The sequence below is a fragment of the Serratia rhizosphaerae genome (assembly GCF_009817885.1).
Classification (GTDB): domain Bacteria; phylum Pseudomonadota; class Gammaproteobacteria; order Enterobacterales; family Enterobacteriaceae; genus Serratia_B; species Serratia_B rhizosphaerae.
Genome location: NZ_CP041764.1, coordinates 3,995,836 through 4,015,283, shown reverse-complemented (window position 1 = coordinate 4,015,283; position 19,448 = coordinate 3,995,836). Strand labels below are relative to the sequence as shown.

Sequence of the window (19,448 nt, the reverse complement as noted above, 5' to 3'; positions counted from 1 at the left end):
GCAGCATTATTATTCCTGTAAGGCCGGTGGCGATATCTGCGCCAGCAGCCAGGTGACTATCAGCAGGTCGGCGCTGCCGCCGGGGCTGAGATGACGGGCCGTGCACTCGGCGTCAAACTGGCGCAGCCGCGCGATACCGTCTCTGCCGCCGGCGCCGCCCTGTGCCAGCAACTGCGCCGCGCGCTGCTGCAGCCAGCGCAGCCCGGCCATGCCGCCGCGCGCGGCGACATTGGTATCGCCGTTGTGCGCCATCAGCCACAGCAGGCAGTCCTGCAGCGCGCTCTGCGCGTTATCGCCCTGCCGCAGCCGCCGCAGATAGCGCGGTAATGCGCCGTGCAGCACCAGCGGGAAGCCGGCTTCGGCCTCGCCGCGCGCGCCGCTCAGGCCAAACCGGCGGTACAGCCGCTGGCCGGCGCTCTGCCCGGCGTTGTTGCGCTGCAGCTCACGCGCCGTCACCCCCTGGCAGATAGCCGCCACCTCCGCGCACAGCGCAGCGGGCGTCGGCGACGGCAGACGACCGAATGCGCAGCACAGCAGCCCGAGCGCAAACACGCTGCCCTTGTGGGTGTTGACGCCGCCGGTGGCGCGGAACATATGGTTTTCGCAGGCCAGGCCGAGCGGCCGCAGCCGCGCCAACACGCGATCGGCCGGCAGCGCCGCGTCCTGCCGCCCCTGACGGATAAAGCGCGGCAGCCAGACGCCGATGGCGCGCGCGCTGCGATAGAAATGGCCGATATGCATATCCTGATGCGCGCCGTTGTTGTCGCGGTCGACCAGTCCGGGCTTCGGCGTCAGGTTGACCTCGGTCAGCAAGGCGCGATAGGCATACAGGGCAAAGCGCCGTTCAGCCGCAGACAGCGGCGACGGACTGGCGGAACTAGCGGGCAGCGAGTGCAGCATTAAGCGTCTCCTCCATGGCGGCCAGCAGCCGTTCAACGTCGTGGCGGCGCTGCCGCGCACAGACGCGCGCCGGCCGATCGCACAGCAGACAGCGCCGGGCAGGCAGCCCGCCATCGTCGCGCGACAGAATGCGCCCCTGCGCATCCAGCACGTCGATATCCCACAGCCGCCCGGCGGGATGCATATCCTCCAGCCGGATGCAGCACTGTTTCACCTGCCGTGCCGCCGCCTGCAGCGACAAAAAGCCTTCGCCGCCGCTGGGCAGCCCCTGCGCCTCGGCGCGCAGGCAGCGCCACCCCTGCCGCCGTTGCTCGGCGCGCAGCGCCTGCCAGCCGAGGTTGAAGATGCGCCGCGTCAGCGGGCTGTCTTTCAGCGCGCCCGGCGCCAGCGGCGTCAGCACCACCAGCGTCGCCGGATGGCGCGTCAGCCAGGCCTGCTGACGGTCGCGCCGCCGCTCTCGGGCGGCGAGCAGTTCCGTCAGGCCGACGGCGCGGTTGGCGGCCTGTTCGGGGGCGAGAATTGTCATACGCTACTCCGCCACCTGACGCACCACGTCAATCACCGAACCGTCGCGGTAGCGCACTACCGCCACCACCTTGTCGCTGAAGGCGATCGGCTGCGGTTCGCCGGTCAGCGTCAGAGCGCGCTGGCGCAGCCAGCCGATATCAACCACCGCCAGCCCGGCGTCGCGCAGCCGCTGCGCCAGTTCCGGTCGCGCCGGGTTGACGGCAATGCCGTGATCGGTAACCAGAATGTCGATGCTGGAGCCCGGCGTGACGCAGGTGGTCACCTCATCCACCAGCGTCGGGATGCGCCCGCGCACCAGCGGAGCGACGATAATCGCCAACCGCGCGGCGGCGGCGGTGTCGCAGTGGCCGCCGGAAGCGCCGCGCAGCACGCCGTCGGAACCGGTCAGCACGTTGACGTTGAACCCGGCGTCAATTTCCAGCGCGCTCAGCACCACCACGTCAAGCCGATCCACCGCCGCCCCTTTCGAGGTCAGGTTGGCGTACTGATTGGCGCTGATTTCGATATGCTGCGGGTTGCGCGCCAGCGAGCCGGCCGCGGCGCGGTCAAAGCTCTGCACGTCCAGCAGTTTGCCGATCAGCCCCTTCTCGTGCAGATCCACCATGGTGGAGGTGATGCCGCCGAGCGCAAAACCGGCGCGCACGCCGCGGGCGCGCATCTTGTCTTCCAGAAAACGCGTTACCGCCAGCGACGCGCCGCCGGTGCCGGTCTGCAGCGAAAAGCCCTCGCTGAAGTAGCCGGAGGCGGCGATCACCTCGGCGGCGCGGCGGGCGATCAGCAGTTCGCGCGGGTTGGAGGTCATGCGGGTGGCGTCGGCGCCGATCTTGTCGGCATCCCCGACCCGCTCCAGCTGTACGATCAGATCGACCCGATCCTGCGCCAGACTGGCGGGATGATGCGGGTACGGCACCAGCGCCTCGGTCAGCAGCACCACGGTATCGGCGTGCTGCGCATCCACTTTGGCGTAGCCGAGCGAACCGCAGCAGGCGTCGCCGCTGTAGCCGTTGGCGTTGCCGAACTCATCGCAGGCCGGCACGCCGAGAAAGGCGACGTCGATATGCAGCTCGCCGGACTCGATCAGGTTGACCCGCCCGCCGTGGGAATGAATCTGCACCGGCTGCGCCAGCAGGCCGCGAGAAATCTCTTCCGCCAGCGGGCCGCGCAGGCCGGAGGTGTAGATACGGCTGACCACGCCGTGGCGGATATGCTCCACCAGCGGCGCATGGCACTCGCTGAGCGAGCTGGAAGCCAGCGTCAGGTTGCGAAAGCCCATCGCCGCCAGCGTGTCCATCACCTGGTTCAGCGTCAGATCGCCGCCGCGAAACGCGTGGTGGAACGAAATGGTCATGCCGTCCTGCAGGCCGCTGCGGCGCACCGCCTCCTGTAGCGAGTCGCAGCGCTTTCTGTCGCGCGGTTTGGCCGCCTGCTGATTGGCTTTTGAACTCTCCTGATAGACGGCCAGGCCGGCCAGCTGCTGCAGATCGATCGGACCTTGTTGACGTTTCATTGCGCCTCCCCGCTGTGCGTTGCTTCTTCACGAATGCCGGACAATGCCGCGCGTTGCAGCACCAGACGCGCCCGCTCAATCACCGGGCTGTCGACCATCTTGCCGTTCAGCGACACCACGCCGCGCCCTTCACGCTCCGCCGCTTCGGCGGCGTTCACCACCCGCTCGGCGTGCGCCACCTCTTTGGCGCTCGGCGCGTACAGGTTGTGCAGCAGCTCTATCTGCCGCGGATTGATCAGCGACTTGCCGTCAAAGCCCAGCTGCTTGATCAGCGCCGCCTCCTGCAGGAAACCGGCCTCGTTGTTGGCATCGGAATAGACGGTATCGAACGCCTGAATGCCGGCCGCTCTGGCCGCCTGCAGAATAGAGCAGCGGGCGAACAGCAGCTCAATCCCCTCCGGCGAACGTTCGGTGCGCAGGTTGCGTACGTAATCTTCCGCGCCGAGCGCGATGCCGATCAGGCGCGGCGACGCCTGAGCGATGGCAACGGCGTGGGTGATGCCCGCCGCCGACTCAATCGCCGCCAGCAGCCCGGTGCTGCCCTGCGGACGACCGCACGCGCGCTCGATGGCGCTGATTTCACGCTCCATATCCAGCACGTCCTGCGCGCCGTCGGTTTTCGGCAGCCGCACCACGTCGGCGCCGCCGCGCACCACCGCCTGCAGATCCGCCAGGCCGTAGGCGGAATCCAGCGCGTTGACCCGCACGATGGTTTCCACCTCCTGATACAGCGGGTGCTGCAGCGCGTGGTACACCAGACGGCGCGCCGCGTCTTTTTCCCGCAGGATCACCGAATCTTCCAGATCGAACATCAGCGCGTCGGCCTGATAGATAAAGGCGTTGCTGACCATTGCCGCGTTGGCCCCCGGCACAAACAGCATGCTGCGGCGCGGGCGGGATTTATTCAGCGTTTTCATCGCTCACCTCCCAGGGCAGTTGGCCGTCGTCGCTGGCGCGCATCAGCGCGGTTTCCAGCCGGGCGCGCAGCACGCAGTCCAGCGCGCCTTTGTCGTCGACCATCACCTGTACCGGCTCGACGCCGTACTGGTTCAGCACCTGCAGCAGCGTGCTGCGGATCGCCGCGCCGAACTGTTTTTCCACGCTGCTGGCAATCAGCAGGTCATGCTGCGGGCCGTCGCAGGGCGCGATGCGCACCATCACATCGCTGGATTCCAGCGTGCCGGCCATTGCTTCTCGGATTATCTTCATCATTCACCTGATTGTGCGGACTCAAATTCCGGCGACGCCGCGTTAGACTGGCGTCGCGCCTGCAGATCCTGCAGGTAGTAAAGGGTGTCTTCCGGCACCAGCGGCGCGGCGGCGTGGAAATCGCCGGCGGCCAGCAGTTTGCGTACCCAGGAGGCGGAGATGGCGGTGCCCTGATACTGCAGCCGTTCAATCTCCACCAGCTGGATCGGCGGGCTGGGCAGCGCCGGCGTTTCCAGCCAGTGGCGCATATCGCGGTTATATTTCGCCGTGACGGCGCAGAAAGGCTCATTGCCGACGAAGCGGTGGGTAATGCCCAGCGCCGGCGCCAGATACTGGCGGAAGATTTTTAAATCGATTTCGGTGTAGCAGTCGTCGGCCACTCCCTGCTCCTTGATGAAGTAACAGGGGAAAGTGGCGCGCGAGATCACATACTGCGAACCTTCGTGCACCGTCAGGTTGGCGATGTCGCGACTGCCCTGCATCACCAGCCGGCGCCGGTCTTCATAGGGAAAACGCGAGGTGTCTTCACGCACCAGAAACAGGTGCAGCCAGTCGCACTGCGCGGCGGCGCGGCGGATCAGATACTGGTGACCGCGGGTGAACGGGTTGGCATTCATCACGATACTGCCGATCACCTCGCCCGGCCGGCGCTGCGTTGCCAGCCGCGCCGCATAGCGCTGCAGGCGGCACGGGCTGTTTTCCATCAGCACCACAATGCCCGGCACATCGGCGATCGGGTAAAAGCCGCACTGGCGGAACAGGCCTTCGTTTTGCGTTTTGGTATAGATGAACAGCTGGCTGTGATGGCGTTCGTACGCCAGATTGACCAGTTCGGTCGCCAGCGACAGCGCCAGCCCTTCGCCGCGCATTTGCGGGCTAATGGCGACGCATTTAATAATATTGCCGGCGATGCCGCCGCAGGCCATCAATTTATCGTTCTGCGTAACGGTAATAAACACTTCCACCGTCGTATCAATATTCAGGTCATTGGCGCGCAGGAATGCGCGAATATCGGCAATGGCCTGATGCTCTGTTCTGTAGACTCGATTAAATATGGTGCCCGCCAACATAACTCGCTCGCTAATATAACAATTCAAATACAAACACCGGATAAAGTTAACAACCTGGCGAAATAACATCTTAGAAACCATCACTTTACGCCGGAGATAACAATAAAGAGGTAAGCTGGAAATTATGGTAAATGGAATTATTACGGCAATAATTGACCTAATTCACAAAGCGTTGGCGATTAATAAGTTATTTAATGGTTTTTATTTGCTTAATTATTTTTATCGCTTTTATTGATCTGGCACGGCGCTCCAATGCCAGAAGATCCATTACCTTCAGCTAAAGCGTTATTTCATCAGGGGGAGCATATGGAATGGCTGAATATCTTAATCGTTGAGGACGAAACGCCGCTGGCGGAGATGCACGCCGAGTTTATCAGGCAGCACGGCAACTGCCGGCAGATGTGGCTGGCGGGCAACCTGGCGCAGGCGCGCGCAATGTGCGAACGCTTTAAACCCGATCTGATCCTGCTGGACAATTTTCTGCCCGACGGCCGCGGCATTGAGCTGCTGCGCGAGCTGACGCTGCAGGGCTACGGCGGCGGCATTGTGTTTATCACCGCCGCCAGCGATATGGATACGGTGGCCGAAGCGCTGCGCTACGGCGTGTTCGACTATCTGATTAAACCGCTGGCCTACGACCGGCTGACGCAGACCCTGCAGCGCTTCAGCCAGCGGCGGCAGGCGCTGAAGGGCAAAACCCGCGTCAGCCAGCAGCGCATTGACGAGATGTTCAACACCTATGCCCGCAGCGAGCGGCAGGCGACGCTGCCGGCGGGCATCGACGCGCTGACGCTGGCCAAGGTGCGCGAGCTGTTCGCCGACCCGGCCATCCGCCACACCGCCGAAAGCGTGGCGCAGCAACTGGGGCTGAGCCGCACCACCGCCCGCCGCTACCTGGAGTTTTGCAGTGCGCACCAGCAGCTGACGGCGGAGATGGTGTACGGCAAGGTCGGCCGCCCCCAGCGGATTTATCGCGGCGTCGCCGCATCCTGACGGCTGTGCCCCGATACAGGGCCGGCATTTTGGCGGTGAAATGCGCTAAATCTGCAAAAAACTCAAGCAATTGCGCATTCTGTAAGCAAACGGTCACAGAATGCGTATTCCCCCTTTGACATGCCTGCGACGGCTCGCTATGATTCGCTCCGTTCACACGATTCCTCTGTAGTTCAGTCGGTAGAACGGCGGACTGTTAATCCGTATGTCACTGGTTCGAGTCCAGTCAGAGGAGCCATATTCAGAAAAGCCCGCTTAAGGAAACTTAAGCGGGCTTTTTGCTTGATAACGTATTGCAGACGCTAAACCAGACAGGTTCAATCGTTCATCACGATAGCAAAGCTGTCCACTATTACCTCTCCTGTACAACAGCACCGCGCTGACACTGACCCGCACACGGGCTCCTTGATAAAGATATCCTGCCTCGTCAATTGATCATCAAACGCAAGGCTAAGTCTTTCGGGTAGGGATCAAAGTAGTTCTGCGTCAACAAATAACGATCCGGATATTCGGCCAGATAGTGTTTCAGCAGGGTCAGCGGAGCCAGTATCGGCAACAGCCCGGCGCGGTAGTGGAGGATCACGTCACGTAGCTCGCCGCGCTGGCGAGCATTCAGTTGATTACGGAAATAACCTTGGATATGCATCAGTACGTTGGTGTGATTTTTCCGTGAGGCTGGTTGTTTGAGGATCGCCATTAGCTTTTCGCGGTATACCGCGAAGAACGCGTCCAGATCCTCCCACTGGTGCAGCGAAGCGACAAACGGCCCGAGGTCACGATAGCCCGCCTGATGATGCGCCAGCAACTGAAGTTTGTAACGACTATGGAAACCCAGCAACGCACGGCGGGTCAGACCTTCAGCCCGCAGAGTATTGAGTTCATGCAGGGCAAAAACGCGCTCAACGAAATTTTCCCGCAGAGCCGGATCGTGCAGACGCCCATCCTCTTCAACGGGAAGCCACGGATATTTATCCATTAAAGCTCCGGTAAAAAGCCCAACGCCTTCTTTACGCCCGCGGTTACCCTTTTCATCGTAAATGCGCACGCGCTCCATCCCGCAGCTCGGCGATTTGGCGCAGACGATAAAACCCGACAACTCGCCCAGACGTGAAAGATACTCAGCGGTGAAGCCGGTCATTTTTTCCGTCACATCATCGTGCGGCGTATGGCTGAAACGCATACTGATATCCCCTTCGCTGGTTTTTACCAGGCGCAGCGCCGGGCGAGGTACGGGCAGGCCGATAGCCATTTCCGGGCAAACGGGTTTGAAGGTTACCCACCGCGCCAACTCATCCATGACAAAGGCCATCCGTTTATGTCCGCCGTCAAACCGTACGGCAGAACCGGTTAAACATCCGCTGATCCCAATGTTGGGGTAGGTCTTCATGGCGCAACCCTCGTTACTACGTTTCTCGGATAAAAAATGTGGCTGTTCCTGCGATGATGCCAAATTGCGTGATCTCCGTTCTATTAAACAAATATGTCTCATCCTGCTGAGACATCCACCGCTCATGCCAGAGCGGCTGACGCGCCGGATATGCCATACCTATTGTGCTTCTTGCCGTTAAAACCGATTGAAGACAGAGGGTATGGCACGCATGGGCTTCATCTTGCCTGGGCAACGGAGCCATTGCATAACTAAAATTACACAACTACAATTATTTGTACAAGTTTTCAGGTAAGATTGTTGTATTACTCAAACATTTCAATACGTTGAAATAAAACCAGATTCACAGGCGTTGTATTTTTCAGGCGTCACATACTGTCCCGTCAGCCTCTCCGGGAAGCTGCCAGGCCCAGGGACGCATGTCGGGAAACGAAATTACAGAGTGATAACCTCGAGGGAAACGGCCTGCTGCCAGAGGTCAATCTGTTTTTGGCGGGCGGAGGTAAGCTTACCGGTGGTAACCAGCAGCCATTTCCGCTGCGGGAGAATTTCCGGGGCCAGTGTGGCTGGCGGTACGGGAAGCACGTCAATGCGCTGCCCTTGGCCGGTTCGCTTGAGCGCTTCAAGCCAGATTTCGCAAGGGTCAGCCAGATGCCAACCGGTAATCAGATAGGTATCGCCCGGCGCTTTTCTGTCCCCTTCAAGACAAAATGCGGTGTAAGAAAGGATGATGCCATCGAGGATTTCGCGCAGGGTCATGATGGCCGGGATGTTGGCCGAGACTTTGCTGCGCAGCGGGCGTAGCACGTTTACCACCAGTTCCGGGCGAGGATAGTCGCGTCCGGCTTCGTGAATAAGCTGACGCAGGGACTCTATTTTTCCCTCTTTCAGCCGCTGCAGCATATTATCCTGCAGGGTGAGCCAGTTATCAGTCTGGCGCGCGCCGGGACGAACCAGCAGCGGTTTCACCTGGCTGACAGGGACCCCTTTCTTTACCCAGTCGAGAATTTTGAGCGCCTGCTGGATATCGGCATCACTGTACTGGCGATGTCCGCCATCGGTACGCAGCGGTTTTAGCAGGCCATAGCGACGCTGCCAGGCGCGTAGCGTGGTCGCATTTATCCCGCAAAGTCGGGCAAATTCGCCTATGGAGTAAGACATAAAGTAAGCCTTATAACAAAGAAGTGCGCTTAATATACTACGACTAATGGCGGATTGAATGAAAGCGGCAACGTTTGTACCCCGCTGTACATCCAACCGCGCAGATGAAAGGAGCTATCATGAAACTATGGCCCGTTGCGACCGGCATTGCTATTGCCTTGACCCTGGTTGCCTGTCAATCCCCTACGCCACCGAAAGGTGTTCAGCCCATCAGCGGCTTTGATGCCAATCGATATCTGGGAAAATGGTACGAAGTTGCTCGTCTGGAAAACCGTTTCGAACGCGGGCTGGAGCAGGTGACCGCCACATACGGCAAGCGCAGCGATGAGGGCATTAGCGTGCTTAATCGTGGCTATGATCCGGTGAAAAACACATGGAAAGAGAGCAAAGGCAAAGCCTATTTTACCGGTATACCCACCGTCGCCGCGTTGAAGGTTTCGTTTTTTGGCCCCTTTTACGGCGGCTATAACGTCCTTAGACTGGACGATAATTATCAATACGCACTGGTCAGCGGCCCAAACCGTGACTATCTGTGGCTGCTGTCGCGCACACCGACCCTGCCTGATGCCGTTAAGCAGGATTACCTGAAAACGGCTCAGAAGCTAGGCTTCCAGATCGATCGGCTCGTTTGGGTGAAGCAGTAACCGTACGGGTGAAATTTCTCAAGCTTGCCGGGTCTGGGATCCGGTTAGTGATGGATGCCTCACTCCCCGCCACAACAGGGTGAGGAGGCGTTGAGGTCGTCTGGGTTATCACTATTCCACGGGGGCCGGCAAGATCTATTATTCAACCGCCTCCGACAGCGGCACGCCCTTCTTGCCGGCGTAAAACACAATCAGCACCGCGCCCTCTTGGGTGGTATAGCCGCGATGGGCAATATCTACCACTTCGGGCAACACCTCGCCAGCGGTGACCTGTCGTTTTTCCCCGCTGGATTTCTTCTCTATCGTCACCACGCCGCTCTGTACATAGGCGGCATTCGGGATCGGATGCTGATGCCAGTCCAGGCTGCTGTTGGGAGCAATGGTGATCTTCAGCACCGAAAGCTGCGGAGTGCCCTGCGGATAGGCGGAATATCGCGTACCGTCCCAGGCGTGTTCCGATTCCAGCAGCGTTTCGCTGTCGACGCCGCGCTTATCGCCGTGCGCCTGAGCAAAAAAGGTGGGAAGGGATAACATCGCGGCGGTGCAGATTACCAAGGTGTGTTTAGGCCAACGCATAGCGCAATCCTTATGTTATACAACCTGATAAATAACGCATGAAGCGCCGGCGGGCCTTCAGCGCATCCGGGAAACACTGCCCGGCTTTACACAGTATGTACAAATATTGCGCTAACGGTAGTTTCTGCCGCCTGTACTGCGGCCATCAACATCATTCAGCACGTCCTGCCGGGCGTTCTCGTTAACCATGCCGACCCTTCGCAAACGGCACGGCGTTAACCGTGCCGCAAGCATCCGCAGCGGGAAAAACCTATTTCCCCAGGTAGCCCAGACGGCGGGAAATCAATGAGCAGACCTGCTCCAGCTCCTGGTTAACCCGCTCGATTTTACGCTGCATACGGTGCGTCGGCCCCGCGACGCTCAGCGCGCCGACCACGCTGCCGGTATAGTTGAAGATCGGGTGCGCCACGCAGGTCAGCCCCTCTTCGTTCTCTTCGTTATCGAGGGAGTAGCCTTTCAGGCGAATATCCGCCAGCACCTCATACAGCGCCACGCGGTCGACCAGCGTTTTCTCGGTAAACGCCGTCAGCGGTTTGCTGAGCACGCGGTCGATTTCTTCCTGCGGCTGGAAGGCCAGCAGCGCCTTGCCAATCCCGGTGCAGTAGGCCGGCAGACGCGCACCCAGCTGTGCGTTGGTCTGGATGGAGAGCGTCCCTTCGCTTTTGTACAGGTAGACCACGTGGCCGTCGTTGTAGACGCCCAGAAAACAGGTTTCTTCAGTTTTGGCGGAAAGCTTCTTCAGGTACGGAATGGAAACCTCAACCAGGTTCACATTCATTAATCCTTTTATCCCCAGTTCCAGACTTTTCAGATCCAGATGATAGCGCTCCGTCGCGCTGTCCAGCATCACATACTGCCGCTCCTTGAGGGTTTCCAGGATGCGGAATCCGGTCGTTTTCGCTATCTGGGTACGCTTGACCAACGCCGCCAGCGATATGCCTTCGGGATGGTCTCCTATTTCTTCCAACAGCGTTAAAACCTTATCAATGCTGGAAGAGTTCGTGCTCTCGCTACCTGACATCCCGTTACTCCCATTCGAAAAATTTCCGTTATTGTAGCCGTAATGCCACATCCTACAAAATTCGTTTGTTTTCAGTATATTGACATCCGAACCTGACTTTCGCTGCCTGCTGTTTGTGACCCCCTTCACCAATCGACAAAAAACGGAATGACATTCCTATTTATAAAAAATAGTCTAATTAAAAGGAATGACGTTCCGAAATTCCAGCCACTAAGGAAGCGACATGTTCATCGTCACCATTGATTCCGGTACCACCAATACCCGGGTGCGTATCTGGCAGGATAAAAGGATCATCGCCGACGCCTGTGCGGCGGTCGGGGTGCGCGACAGCGCCAAAAGCGGCAATCTGGCAACGCTCACCGCCGGGATTAAAGACGCCTTGGATCGTGCGCTGGCGCAGGCTGAAAACTGTACGCTCGATCGCTGCGCGATCGTGGCGTCCGGCATGATCACCGCCGATGTCGGGCTCTGCCCGATCCCCCACCTGAGCGCACCGGTCGACGTTGAACAGCTGGCGAACGGCGCGGTGGCGCGGCATATTCCGGCCATTGCGCCGCAGCCGATCTGGTTTATTCCCGGCGTAAAAAACGCCCTGCCGCAGGTTAACCTCGCCAACCTCGATATGATGGATGTGATGCGCGGTGAAGAGGCGGAAACCTTCGGCCTGCTGGCATTACACGCCGTGCACGGCCCTGCGGTGATCGTGCTGCCCGGCTCACACTCAAAGTTCGTCAAAATCGACCGTCAGCAGCGTATTGCCGCCTGCGCCACCACCATGGCCGGCGAGTTACTGGATGTGCTGACCCACCACACCCTGCTGGCCGGCTCACTGAACCGGCAGTTCGCCGCCCGGCTGGATCGCGACTATCTGCTGCAGGGCGCCGAAGCCTGCCGGCATACCGGCCTGTCGCGCGCCTGCTTCTCGGTACGGCTGCTGGATCTGTTTACCGATGCCACCCACGACCAGAAGGCCAGCTATTTACTGGGCGTCACGCTCTGCGCCGATATTCAGGCGATGAAACAGAGCCGGGCGCTGGCGCTGACGCCGGATACCCGCGTGGTCATCAGCGGCAAACCAATCCTGCAGCAGGCGCTGGCCGCGCTGATCGCCGCCGATCCCTTTTTCACCGCCGACGCGCTGCTGGTGGATGAGGATCCCGCCCGGCCGCTGTCCAGCATCGGCGCCATCGCCGTTATGGAAATCATCATGCGTCAGGCGACACCGCACAGTGCGGCGCCGTCTGACGTCGTCGCATCCGGAGACCCGTTATGAAAATGAACCTTACGCTGCCGCTGGTCGCCATTCTGCGCGGCATTACGCCCGATGAAATTGACGATCATCTTCCCGTACTGATTGAGGCCGGTTTTCAGGCGATTGAAATCCCGCTGAACTCGCCGGCGTGGCAAACCAGCATTACGCACGCGGCCAAACGCTATGGCGGACAAACGCTGATCGGCGCCGGCACGGTGGTGAATGTCGCCGACGTTGACCAGCTGGCGGCGGCAGGTTGCCAGTTTATTGTGACGCCGGCGACGCAGCCTGCGGTAATCCGCCGGGCGCTGCACCACGCGATGCCGGCGCTGCCGGGGTGCGCGACGCCGACGGAGGCCTTCAGCGCCATCGAGGCCGGCGCCCGGCAAATCAAACTGTTCCCCGCCGGCCAGTTCGGCCCCGGCTATGTGCGTGCGCTGAAATCCGTGCTGCCCGCCGATATTGCCCTCTACGCCGTCGGCGGCGTCACGCCGGACACGCTCGGCGCCTACCTGCAGGCAGGCTGCAGCGGCGCCGGACTCGGCAACGACTTATACCGGGCCGGACAAACGCCGGAACGCACAGCGGCGCAGGCGCGGGCCTTTGTGGCGGCATACCGCTCCCATCCCCATCAGAACGCTTAAAGGTATCGCTATGAAACATCACTACCTGTTTAAAAACGCCACCGTGATTGACGGCTCCGGCGGCGCCGGTTACATCGCCGACGTAGCCGTCAGCGACGACCGCATCACCCGTATCGCGCCGGTTATTAATGACGATGCGGACGTCACGCTGGAGTGTCGCGGCCGGGTACTGTCGCCCGGATTCATCGACGTCCACACCCATGACGATCTGATCGTGATCAAGCACCCGGAATATGTTGAGAAAACCTCGCAGGGCGTCACCAGTATCATCGTCGGCAACTGCGGCATCAGCGCCGCCTGCGCGGTGATGAAAGACGACGTGCCCGACCCGCTCAACCTGCTGGGAGAACTGGCGGAGTTTCGTTACCCGGATCTGGCCAGCTATCGCCGCAAAGTGGACGAGGTCACGCCGTCGGTGAACGTCGCCACGCTTATCGGCCACACCACGCTGCGCAACAACTTTGTCGCGTCACTGAACGAGCCGGCGCAAAGCGCCAGTATCGACGATATGCGCGCCGCCCTGCGGCAGGCGCTGCAACAGGGGGCGCTGGGGCTGAGCACCGGCCTGTCCTACGGCAACGCCGTTAACGCCTCAACGGAAGAGATCTGCGCGCTGGCGGAACTGCTGGCCGAACATCAGGGCATCTATACCACCCATATGCGCACCGAATATGACGGGATTATTGACGCCATGCATGAAGCATTTCACGTTGGCCGTCACGCCCGGGTGCCGGTACAGATCTCCCACCATAAATGCGCAGGCGCCAAAAACTGGGGACGCACGGTGGAAACGCTGGCGCTGATAGAGAAGTATCAGCACAGCCAGGATATCAGCTGCGATCTCTACCCGTACCGCGCCGGTTCCTCCAACCTCGATCCGCAGCAGGTCACGGCGGACTATGACATTTTGATCACCTGGTCCACGCCGCACCCGGACATGGCGGGCAAAAATCTGCAGGAAATCGCCGCCGCCTGGAATACCGATATTCACAGCGCCGCCCGCCGGCTGATTCCCGCCGGCGCCATCTATTTCCAGATGGATGAAGCTGATGTGCGCCGCGTACTGGCTCACCCCAGCGCCATGATCGGCTCCGACGGTCTGCCCTGCGATCCCAACCCCCATCCGCGCCTGTGGGGCACCTTCCCGCGGGTATTGGGCCACTACAGCCGCGACGAAAAGCTGTTCCCGCTGGCCACCGCCGTACACAAGATGACCGGCATGTCCGCACAACGCTTCGGTATGCGGCAGCGCGGGCTGATCAAAGAGGGCTACTTTGCCGATTTGGTGCTGTTCGACCCGGAACGCATCAACGATGCCGCCACCTTCCAGCAGCCGAAACAGCGGGCCGACGGTATTGAGCACGTGTTCGTCAACGGCGTACTGACCTACAGCCAGCAACAGATGACCGGCCGGCGCGCCGGGAAGTTCCTGAGTAAAACTCATTAACCAGTAAGAGGACATTATGATTAAACGTTACGGGATTACCGGCTCCACGGGCACCGGCGGACAAAACCTACCTTTCGCCAAAGCGGTCAGCGCAGACGGCTGGCTGTACGTCTCCGGCCAGACGCCGATGGTCGACGGGGAGATTATCGACGGCGGCATCGTCGCCCAGTCCACCCAGGCGATTCAAAACTGTCTCGACATCATGAACGAGGCGGGTTTCGGCAAAGAAGATATCGTACATATGAAAGTCTTTCTGACCGACGCGCGCTACTTCCAGTCCTTCAATAAGGTCTTCCGCCATTTCTTTGCCGAGCATCCGCCCGCACGCGTGTGCTGCGTGGCCGATCTGGTCGTCGACTGCATGGTCGAGGTCGACATCACCTGTTTTAACGCCAAATACAAGCAGAACTAACGGCATTATCACTACGTAAGGGAATATTATGGAACACAACAATTTCCTGATCTGGTTTTTACTCTATGCCTTCGTCATGATGGCGATCGGCTGGTACGTTACCCGCCACCAGAAAACGGGGGAAGACTTTATCCTCGGCGGCAGAAAGCTGCCGATGCTGCTGACCCTGGGCTCCACCGTCGGCACCATGGTCGGCACCGGCTCCAGCATCGGCGCGGTGAGCTTTGGCTATACCAACGGCTGGGCCGGCATGCTGTACGGCATCGGCGGCGCAACCGGCATCCTCCTTACCGCCTGGCTGTTCGGGCCGGTCAGGAAACTGCGCTTTATGACCATGAGCGAGGAGATCTGCTACTACACCGGCGGCAGCCGCATCGTGAAGAACCTGGTGGCCCTGCTGATTTTCCTCGCCTCAATCGGCTGGCTGGGCGCGCATATCCTCGGCGGCGGGCTGTATCTGGCCTGGGCGGCGGATATCGATATCACCGTAGCCAAGATCATTATCGCCGTCGGCTTTATCTTCTATGTCGGCATCGGCGGGTATAAAGCCGTCTCCTGGATCGACACGCTGCAATCCATCGTGCTGTTCCTCGGCTTTATCGTGCTGGCCGCGCTGTCCGTCAGTTACGTCGGCGGCTGGGACACCCTGGTCGCCAACACCGATCCGCAGGCCTTTACGCTGTTCGGCATCGGCAAGCTCGGCCTGTGGCCGGCGCTCTCTCTGGCGATCGTCATCGGCATTGGCGTACTGGCAACGCCGTCTTACCGTCAGCGCATCTACTCCGCCGCCTCGACGCGCTCCATCCGCCAATCTTTCGTGATTACCGGCGTGCTGTACATGGGCTTTTCATTCCTGCCGGCAATTATCGGCATGGCGACGCACGTGATGAACCCCGAGCTGGAGAACCCCAGCTTTGCCTTCCTGTTCGCCACCAACGCCCTGCCGGCCGCGCTGGCCATGGTGGTGCTGATCGCCGGCATGTCTGCCAACCTGTCATCCGGCAGTTCGGATGCAATTGCCGGGGTTTCCATCATTCTGCGTGATATTTACACCATGGTGACAGGGAAAATGCCGCCGCCGGAGAAAGCCATCAATCTGTCGCGCATTTTCCTGCTGCTGGTGATTCTGCTGGCGCTGATTTTCGCCCTGACGTCGAATGACATCATTGGCTATATCACCAAAATGATTTCAATGATTATGTCGGGCATGTGCGTCACCGTGCTGCTGGGTAAATTCTGGCTGCGCTTCAACTGGCAGGGCTGCATTGCCGCGCTGCTGGGCGGCAGCCTGACCTCGCTGACCGTGATTCTGATCCCGGCCTGGTCACAGGCGCTCGGCAACCCGGTGATCCCGGCGCTGCTCGTCAGCCTGGTGGCCGCCGTTGCCGTCACCCTGCTCACCCCGAAAAATAAACTGTCACGCGAGGAGGTGCTGCAAATGATCACCGACGAACGGGAAACCACCCACACCGATACCAAACCAATCGGACCGCTGGCGGGAGAGAGCAAATGACGACCGTCAATAGCGCAAAGCATAAATCGGCGCCGATGCACGTTTCCGCCGCCGGCATCAGCAATCTGCTGCATGAAGATGTCTGCCTGCCGGCCGCGGTGATTCAGGCCGGCGCGCTGGAAAATAATATCCGCTGGATGCAGCGTTATGCCGATAAGCGCGGGGTTTCACTCGCGCCGCACGGCAAAACCACCATGACGCCGTGGATTTTTCGCCGGCAGCAGGAGGCCGGCGCCTGGGCAATTGGCGTCGGCAGCGCCTGGCAGGCACATGCCGCCATGTCTGCGGACATCGAGCGGGTGCTGATGGCGAACCAACTGGTGGGCAAAGCCAATATGCAATTAGTGTCGCAGTTGAAACAGCGCTATCCGCACTGTGATTTTCTGTGCTGCGTCGACAGTGTGGACAATGCCGCCTCGCTTGCCGCCTTTTTCCACGCTCAGGGACAAACGCTGGACGTGCTGGTGGAGCTGGGCGTGCCGGGCGGCCGCTGCGGCTGCCGCAGTACGGCGGAGGCGCTGGCGCTGGCGGCCAAGATCGCGGCGCTGCCGGGCCTGCGGCTGCGCGGGCTGGAGCTGTATGAAGGCGTGCTGCACGGCGACGATCCGCAGCCGCAGATAGAAGCCTTGCTCAGCGCGGCGGCGGCGCTGGCCTGCAATATGGCGGAGCATGTCGACGGGGAGTTTATTCTGACCGGTGCAGGCACCGTGTGGTATGACGTGGTATGCAACGTCTGGCTGACGGCAAAAAAGCCGCCGCACTGCCGCATTGTAATTCGCCCCGGCTGTTATATCACCCATGACAACGGCATCTATCAGCAGGCGCAGGATGCGCTGCTGGCGCGCGACCGCATCGCCTGCGATCTCGGCGGCGATCTCAGCGCCGCTCTGCAGCTGGTGGCCATGGTGCAATCGGTGCCGGAAGCCCGGCTGGCGATTGTTAATTTTGGCAAGCGTGACTGCGCCTTTGACGCCGGGCTGCCGCAGCCGGTCGCCCATTACCGGGCGGGTAAGGCGCTGCCGTTCAGGCCCGGCGCCTATACCAGCAGCGAGGTCATGGACCAGCACTGTATGCTGAGGCTGGTGCCTGACAGCGATGTGCAGGTCGGCGATATCCTGATCTTCGGCACCTCCCATCCCTGCCTGACCTTTGATAAATGGAAAACGCTGTTGCTGGTCGATGACGACTACAACGTGCAGGCGGAGCTAGATACCGCCTTTTAATCAGGCAGTCACGCACAGCTCATTCCAGTAGCTGTAGCGCATCGCGCGGCGGTAGCGATTATTTTCCATAATGACGCAGCAGCGAAGGATGGAACTCAAAACCGTACAGCTGGCTGGTGGCCAGCATGGTTTCCAACAGCGCGGCGCTGTCGCCGGGCTGCTTCGTCTGCTGCGGTTCGGCCTGTACCCCACGGCTGAACCGCAAAAAAGCCAGTAAACGCTTCATGCTCCCCTCCTCAGTCAATGATTGACGCCTGAGAGAAGTAAAACGCTTACCGGCCCGGAAAGGAAATATGCATTTTTGCGTTGCTTAGCTGAAAACCGGGTTAACCGCTGCGCCGGTGTCAGCTTTCACGGTCGCGTTCGACAATGCGCACCAGCAGTGCGCCAAACAGAACCATATCCACCAGCAGCGCCAAAGCGAAGTTAAACCCGCCCGCCGCCTGCCACTGCAGCCACTGCGTCGCCGCCAGCGCCGCGCCGCAGATCAGCGCCAGCGCGGCGCGCCCCCAAACAGGATGTCGCCCCGGCGGCGCGCTAGCGCGATGACGCTGGTAGACCGCGCCCAGACCGGCGCCGGTCAGCCAGGCGCCCGGCAGCAGCATCGTCCATTCCAGCTGTCCGTGCAGCGCCAGCAGGATCCATAGCAGCCCTGCGGCAGCGATCAATAAGCCATAGCGCGCCACCACCAGCGGCGACGGCTGCGCCAGCGGACGGTAACGCCCCAGCGCCGCGCCGCAGGTAAAGGCCAGCGCCAGGCTGAACGGCAGCGCAACACCGGGCAGCGGCTGCGCCCAGCCATACTGCCGGAACAGCAGCAGCGCCGCAGATAACAGTACGCTCAGCACGATCGCCCGGAGCACCGCACCCGGCGGCGCGATCGCGCCTGCGTCCGGCTGTTTGGCTAACGGTATCATCATCGTCCTCCTGCATCATACGCAATAATCATGAGATAAACTCACCCTCAGTGAGCAAGTGCAATAAGCTTATCTCGCGTATAATCAGGCAATCAAAGTCATAGATTTCATTCATAGATGAGAATAACTCAGCCATGAGAAAACCACGTTTACCGCCGCTGGGCGCCGTACGCGCCTTCCATGCCGTTGCGGGCTGCCTGAGCTTTAAGCAGGCCGCCGAACAGTTGGGCGTCAGCGCCACCGCCGTCAGCCATCAGATCAAACTGCTGGAGTCGATGCTGGAATGCCGGGTCTGTGAACGCAGCGCCCAGGGCGTCAGCCTGACCCAGGCCGGGGAATTGTTATACGGCGCAACGCAAAGCGCCTTCAGCGCGCTGGAGACCGCCACCGCGCAGATTATGCAGGCCGCTCAGCCGCCGGCGCTGACGGTCACCACCACCTCCAATTTTCTCACCCACTGGCTGGTACCCCGCCTGGCCGATTTTAAAGCGCAGCTGCCGGCCATTGATTTACGTCTGCACACCAGCGTTGAGCGGGTGGATTTAACCCAGCGCACCGTCGATGCCGCCATCCGCTACCGCGAAACGCCGGAAACTCACCTGCACAGCACCCTGCTGTATGAAGACCGCTTTATTCTGGTGGCCAGCCCGTCGCTCGGCATCAAAGAAAAGGAGGATTTACGCGCCGCCACGCTGTTCCACGTGGAGCAGCGGCACGTACCCGCCGACTCGCCCACCTGGCAAAACTGGCGACGGCGCTACGGGCCTGACGGGCTGGACTGCAGCGGCGGCCTGATTTTCAGCGATGAAACGCACGCGCTGCAGGCGGCGGTGGCGGGACAAGGCGTGGTCATCGCCAGCCGGCTGCTGGCGAACGACCTGCTGCAGCGCGGCGTGCTGACCGCACCGTTTGACGAATCGCTGCCCGGCGCGCGCTATTACCTGGTGACAACGGAGGAAACGGCGCAGCGGGCGGATATTATCGCGCTGCAACATTGGTTATTGCAGCAAATGGCGGGGCAACCTGCAGATAAATGATAAACGC

General features: G+C 60.6%; 21 protein-coding genes and 1 tRNA gene. 10 read left to right on the top strand and 12 right to left on the bottom strand.

The genetic code is table 11. The annotated features are described in order from the left end of the window. Positions 1-9: 9 nt before the first annotated feature. The 6 genes from citG to citC are packed head-to-tail and all read right to left on the bottom strand — an operon-like array spanning position 10 to position 5,214. Complete coding sequence (gene citG / locus FO014_RS18585) at positions 10-900, bottom strand: triphosphoribosyl-dephospho-CoA synthase CitG (protein ID WP_160030590.1); 891 nt, start codon at positions 898-900, stop codon at positions 10-12. Then, positions 878-1,426 (bottom strand): citrate lyase holo-[acyl-carrier protein] synthase, encoded by a 549-nt coding sequence (gene citX / locus FO014_RS18580; protein WP_160030589.1) that lies wholly within the window; start codon positions 1,424-1,426, stop codon positions 878-880. Before citX ends, citG begins: the two co-directional genes overlap by 23 nt. A 3-nt stretch (positions 1,427-1,429) precedes the next feature. After that, positions 1,430-2,935 (bottom strand): citrate lyase subunit alpha, encoded by a 1,506-nt coding sequence (gene citF / locus FO014_RS18575; protein ID WP_160030588.1) that lies wholly within the window; start codon positions 2,933-2,935, stop codon positions 1,430-1,432. Then, positions 2,932-3,852, bottom strand: a complete 921-nt coding sequence (gene citE, locus FO014_RS18570) for a citrate (pro-3S)-lyase subunit beta (RefSeq protein ID WP_105231797.1) — start codon at positions 3,850-3,852, stop codon at positions 2,932-2,934. The genes citF and citE overlap by 4 nt, the downstream gene beginning before the upstream one ends. Then, positions 3,836-4,144, bottom strand: a complete 309-nt coding sequence (gene citD, locus FO014_RS18565) for a citrate lyase acyl carrier protein (RefSeq protein WP_160031440.1) — start codon at positions 4,142-4,144, stop codon at positions 3,836-3,838. Before citD ends, citE begins: the two co-directional genes overlap by 17 nt. After that, on the bottom strand, positions 4,144-5,214 hold the full coding sequence (citC, locus tag FO014_RS18560) for a [citrate (pro-3S)-lyase] ligase (protein ID WP_160030587.1): 1,071 nt from the start codon (positions 5,212-5,214) through the stop codon (positions 4,144-4,146). Before citC ends, citD begins: the two co-directional genes overlap by 1 nt. A 306-nt stretch (positions 5,215-5,520) precedes the next feature. Here citC and dpiA point away from each other — a divergent pair, with 306 nt between their 5' ends. Together dpiA and FO014_RS18550 are read left to right on the top strand one after the other, a co-directional pair. Further along, positions 5,521-6,207 (top strand): two-component response regulator DpiA, encoded by a 687-nt coding sequence (dpiA, locus tag FO014_RS18555; RefSeq protein WP_160030586.1) that lies wholly within the window; start codon positions 5,521-5,523, stop codon positions 6,205-6,207. A gap of 162 nt (positions 6,208-6,369) precedes the next feature. Then, positions 6,370-6,445: transfer RNA gene (locus FO014_RS18550), tRNA-Asn, on the top strand. A gap of 189 nt (positions 6,446-6,634) precedes the next feature. On the opposite strand, the gene FO014_RS18545 is transcribed toward FO014_RS18550, so the two are convergent. After that, positions 6,635-7,594, bottom strand: coding sequence for a YbgA family protein (locus tag FO014_RS18545; RefSeq protein ID WP_160030585.1), 960 nt, complete (start codon positions 7,592-7,594; stop codon positions 6,635-6,637). A gap of 435 nt (positions 7,595-8,029) precedes the next feature. Further along, positions 8,030-8,755, bottom strand: coding sequence for a MerR family transcriptional regulator (locus FO014_RS18540; protein WP_160030584.1), 726 nt, complete (start codon positions 8,753-8,755; stop codon positions 8,030-8,032). Positions 8,756-8,874: 119 nt separating this feature from the next. Here FO014_RS18540 and blc point away from each other — a divergent pair, with 119 nt between their 5' ends. Then, on the top strand, positions 8,875-9,399 hold the full coding sequence (gene blc / locus FO014_RS18535) for an outer membrane lipoprotein Blc (protein WP_160030583.1): 525 nt from the start codon (positions 8,875-8,877) through the stop codon (positions 9,397-9,399). A gap of 138 nt (positions 9,400-9,537) precedes the next feature. Here the strand turns inward: blc and FO014_RS18530 are convergent, their stop codons facing one another. Continuing rightward, a complete protein-coding gene (locus FO014_RS18530) occupies positions 9,538-9,975 on the bottom strand; it encodes a cupin domain-containing protein (protein ID WP_160030582.1) in 438 nt (145 codons plus the stop codon). A gap of 250 nt (positions 9,976-10,225) precedes the next feature. Continuing rightward, on the bottom strand, positions 10,226-10,996 hold the full coding sequence (locus FO014_RS18525; RefSeq protein WP_160030581.1) for an IclR family transcriptional regulator: 771 nt from the start codon (positions 10,994-10,996) through the stop codon (positions 10,226-10,228). A gap of 223 nt (positions 10,997-11,219) precedes the next feature. Between FO014_RS18525 and FO014_RS18520 the strand changes: the two genes are divergently transcribed. Genes FO014_RS18520 through FO014_RS18495 form a run of 6 tightly spaced genes read left to right on the top strand, consistent with a single transcriptional unit; the run spans position 11,220 to position 17,487 of the window. Then, positions 11,220-12,269, top strand: coding sequence for a 2-dehydro-3-deoxygalactonokinase (locus FO014_RS18520; protein ID WP_160030580.1), 1,050 nt, complete (start codon positions 11,220-11,222; stop codon positions 12,267-12,269). Continuing rightward, positions 12,266-12,892, top strand: a complete 627-nt coding sequence (locus tag FO014_RS18515; protein WP_160030579.1) for a 2-dehydro-3-deoxy-6-phosphogalactonate aldolase — start codon at positions 12,266-12,268, stop codon at positions 12,890-12,892. The genes FO014_RS18520 and FO014_RS18515 overlap by 4 nt, the downstream gene beginning before the upstream one ends. A gap of 10 nt (positions 12,893-12,902) precedes the next feature. Further along, entirely contained in the window at positions 12,903-14,339 is a 1,437-nt protein-coding gene (locus FO014_RS18510) for an N-acyl-D-amino-acid deacylase family protein (RefSeq protein ID WP_160030578.1), read from the top strand. 13 nt (positions 14,340-14,352) lie between these two features. Next, positions 14,353-14,751, top strand: coding sequence for a RidA family protein (locus FO014_RS18505; RefSeq protein ID WP_105231814.1), 399 nt, complete (start codon positions 14,353-14,355; stop codon positions 14,749-14,751). 28 nt (positions 14,752-14,779) lie between these two features. After that, the gene (locus tag FO014_RS18500; protein ID WP_160030577.1) at positions 14,780-16,264 is read left to right on the top strand and encodes a sodium:solute symporter family protein; all 1,485 of its coding nucleotides are present in this window, start codon (positions 14,780-14,782) and stop codon (positions 16,262-16,264) included. Next, positions 16,261-17,487 (top strand): amino acid deaminase, encoded by a 1,227-nt coding sequence (locus tag FO014_RS18495; protein ID WP_160030576.1) that lies wholly within the window; start codon positions 16,261-16,263, stop codon positions 17,485-17,487. The genes FO014_RS18500 and FO014_RS18495 overlap by 4 nt, the downstream gene beginning before the upstream one ends. Before the next feature lie 58 nt (positions 17,488-17,545). On the opposite strand, the gene FO014_RS18490 is transcribed toward FO014_RS18495, so the two are convergent. After that, positions 17,546-17,713, bottom strand: a complete 168-nt coding sequence (locus FO014_RS18490; protein WP_158684826.1) for a hypothetical protein — start codon at positions 17,711-17,713, stop codon at positions 17,546-17,548. 118 nt (positions 17,714-17,831) lie between these two features. Then, a complete protein-coding gene (locus FO014_RS18485) occupies positions 17,832-18,407 on the bottom strand; it encodes a hypothetical protein (RefSeq protein ID WP_160030575.1) in 576 nt (191 codons plus the stop codon). Positions 18,408-18,538: 131 nt separating this feature from the next. Here FO014_RS18485 and FO014_RS18480 point away from each other — a divergent pair, with 131 nt between their 5' ends. Further along, positions 18,539-19,441, top strand: coding sequence for a LysR substrate-binding domain-containing protein (locus FO014_RS18480; protein ID WP_160030574.1), 903 nt, complete (start codon positions 18,539-18,541; stop codon positions 19,439-19,441). Positions 19,442-19,448: the final 7 nt, after the last annotated feature.